The sequence below is a fragment of the Vulcanisaeta sp. genome, assembly GCF_049966235.1.
Classification (GTDB): domain Archaea; phylum Thermoproteota; class Thermoprotei; order Thermoproteales; family Thermocladiaceae; genus Vulcanisaeta; species Vulcanisaeta moutnovskia.
The window spans coordinates 1-3,043 of sequence record NZ_JBMFVA010000045.1; the positions used below are offsets into that span (position 1 = coordinate 1).

Consider the following 3,043-nt stretch of genomic DNA (forward strand, 5'->3'; position numbering starts at 1 on the left):
GCGCCTGTGCCGATCCCGTCCCACCCATAATACGGACTACCCAGGTTTGGTGACGGATATGGGTTAACTACAGGCTTCTGCCCATTTCTATTAACCACCAGCCATACATCCCACTGGCCAGGTGCTCCACCAGTTGCATAGGCGTATTGCCATAATGGGTTCCATTCAACTATTATATACTCTGAGGAACTCTGCGGCATCATTACATCTCCCTGGACCGGACTTAGTATAATCCCAGTAATAATCCCAGTATACGGAGACGCGACATAGGGTATTGAATAGTTATACCTAGCACTTATGCTCCATTGCGGTTTAAGGAAGAGGTATATTATGTAGCCGTCACCGACATAGGGGTAGGCGGGTGAGTATGGTGGCGTTCCATTATTCGAGTAAACACCTACCACGGTTATCGTTACTGAACCACCGCTGTAGCTCTCCTGCCAAAACATGGCTCCCGAAGACCAGGAATACGCCGATGACACCATATTAAGTACTGGCTGATTTATACCCGTTGATATGTAGTACCAGTAATTACTGCTTGAGGTTATTGGACCATAGTACACAGGCCATAGTGAAGATGGATTGCCCCGTAAATCGCCCTGATATATATGTGATACATACCAACTTTGTTGTCCATTGAGTAAGTTCATTACGTTAGCCGTGGGTGGGTTTATGGTCTCTGTAAACGAGTAGTAGAAGGTGATGCCAGTGGTTGGTTGATAGTTATACTGCCCATTCAGAGTTATTGTGCTCGTTACCGGGGAGGCTAGCGTGAGTTTTTGAATGAGTAAGTTTTGCCCAGCATTAAGGCTTATGCTTCCCTGGCCAGGGTATATTCGGGTACCGTTTATGTAGTCGCTAACTACGATAGTGTTTGTGCTGAGGGTCATTGTTATCGTGCCCGCATTACTGGCATTTAGAGTGACTAGGGGTGTTGTTAATACATAGCCGCCCGTGGTGCTCATCGTATATGCCGTTATTGTTGATGCGAAACCTGCATATGTTGGGTTCCAGGTTGAGCATCCGCATGGGCATGACCCACTTATTACGGTTATTGGTGAGCGGGCTGGCTTGACATTAATTATCCCGTTATACCTAAATATCACGTCGGCCATGATGGGCATGCACAGTAATATCAGTACCGCAAGTACTATGGGTATTGCATTACTCACCCTCATAGTCAATCAACCCCTCAGTAATTACCTGGCTTAATCCAGCCCTGATTAACTCTATAATTGCATCTTCAATGTTGACAACTTTTACGCTCGAGTCTTTATGAATTACCAAATTGTTTCCATCCATAGTTAATGCGACATTACCTACCCTAATCTCGTTACCAGATTTAACATACTTAATGTTAACCCTCCTGAGCATAAGTTCGACCGTATCTAGTGCATTATGTTGCACTACATATTTACGCCTAATGATTAGCTTCACATCAACATCAAGCCACCTAGCCCCAGTGACCATGTTAAGTACTGATAGTATAGCTAGGGCTAGGAGTATGTATGCGGGCAGACCAAGCACTGATGTATGAGGTAAATATACATATAGGTATCCGTTTGGGGTTGGTGATATTGCGTAGCCCTTGACCTGCAGGTACCTCTGCTGAAATAATATGGTGTCCAACAGCATCATTAGGGAGAGTACTGCGAAGAAGGCCGAGAGGTAGAGCGGGTACCTAGTCCTACGCCAAATAATCGGTATCAAACCAGCATCTAACGCGAATAGCCACACGGCGAACACAGTCGGTGGTGTAACGACATAACTCATACCGAAGAAACTAACCAAATAGCCCCAGGGCATTAAGGCTAGGGAATAATTCCCACCATAGACTCCGTAGGTCGGCATCAGGAACCACGCGATTACAAAGGCTACGGCAAGTAACAACTGTATTAGGGCTTCAAGCCTCATACTAACCACCCGACTGAACAACCTTCACCATTAATTGATTAACAGTGATGTTCTCGCCCGGATATATATACGTGATCTCTATGGGCATGTAAAGTACATAACCACTGCTGGGCATTTCGCTGAGGCTACATGCGTATACATAGGTATTATTGCCCGGTTTAATGGGCATTACAATATTAATGATGTGATTCCCGGCAGGTACGTAGGTGTTGATAGCCCTGGAACCAATAATATTAAACAGGTAATAACCCGGGCTTGTGTGCGTGAACAAGCTCATGTTACTTACAGAGTCTATTATTACGGGAATCACCGTATTGACGCCCAGCTCTATCGTAATTACACAATTACTGTAGTTAAACCCAACTATGTAAACCTTGTTCACCACATGGACAGGCACGACATCGAAGAAGGCTATGTAGGCAGGGCTACCATTAAGATAACCCCTGACCAAACCCTTAACACCAACACTATTAAGGCCAACCCACTGTGGCGTCAGGGGTAACTCAACAACTAAATAGCCATTAATGAAAGTTATGTTACCATACTGCCCAGTGTCAACAACCTCAACCCAACCACCAGCGGGCTTAAAGGTTAGGTTACCATTATTTATTACGACCAGCCTTATAACTACGCCATTGGAAGTCACGTTTAGGGATTCCACCTTTATATATGGATCATTACTCAATACATTGTAATGGATTAGGCTTGGGGCTAATTTAGCCGTGCCCCATATCAAGACTAGGGAAAGGATGAGGATTAGGATGGAGATAAGAATCGTGATTTTGAAGGGAGTATTTAAAGCCACAAATTAACCACCTATGGAACAGGAACTGCCGTGTTGGACACTACGTTATAGCCGAAGTTCACAGTTATTGACTCTGTAGACGAGCTAGTCACTGGCAGGTTTGGTGATACATACAAGTGTATGTAGTACGTGCCGGAGCCTAGGCTGCATGTGCCTGTTGATTGTACTCTATTAACAGTCCACGACCAATTGCTCGATGTACTGCTCGATGTGGTTGAGTACGTTAGTACTATCGTGCATGTTGGGTTGTTGGGGCTTGCTGTTGGTGCTATGTATATTGTCATAGAACTAACAGCCGCCGTGCCTGAGGTTGCTGAGGTTGTT

Annotated in this window: 3 protein-coding genes and 1 pseudogene; all 4 read right to left on the reverse strand. The window is 45.0% G+C overall.

Annotation, left to right across the window (positions count from 1 at the left end):
* On the reverse strand, nt 1-1,178 hold a 1,178-nt coding region (locus ACP5L5_RS11490; protein WP_428763943.1), incomplete at its 3' end, for a hypothetical protein.
* A complete protein-coding gene (locus ACP5L5_RS11495; protein ID WP_428763945.1) occupies nt 1,165-1,914 on the reverse strand; it encodes a hypothetical protein in 750 nt (249 codons plus the stop codon). The genes ACP5L5_RS11495 and ACP5L5_RS11490, both read right to left, overlap by 14 nt.
* 1 nt (nt 1,915) lies before the next feature.
* Entirely contained in the window at nt 1,916-2,719 is an 804-nt protein-coding gene (locus tag ACP5L5_RS11500; RefSeq protein WP_428763946.1) for a hypothetical protein, read from the reverse strand.
* A gap of 11 nt (nt 2,720-2,730) precedes the next feature.
* Nucleotides 2,731-3,043, reverse strand: a pseudogene (locus ACP5L5_RS11505) (hypothetical protein); the annotation flags it as partial.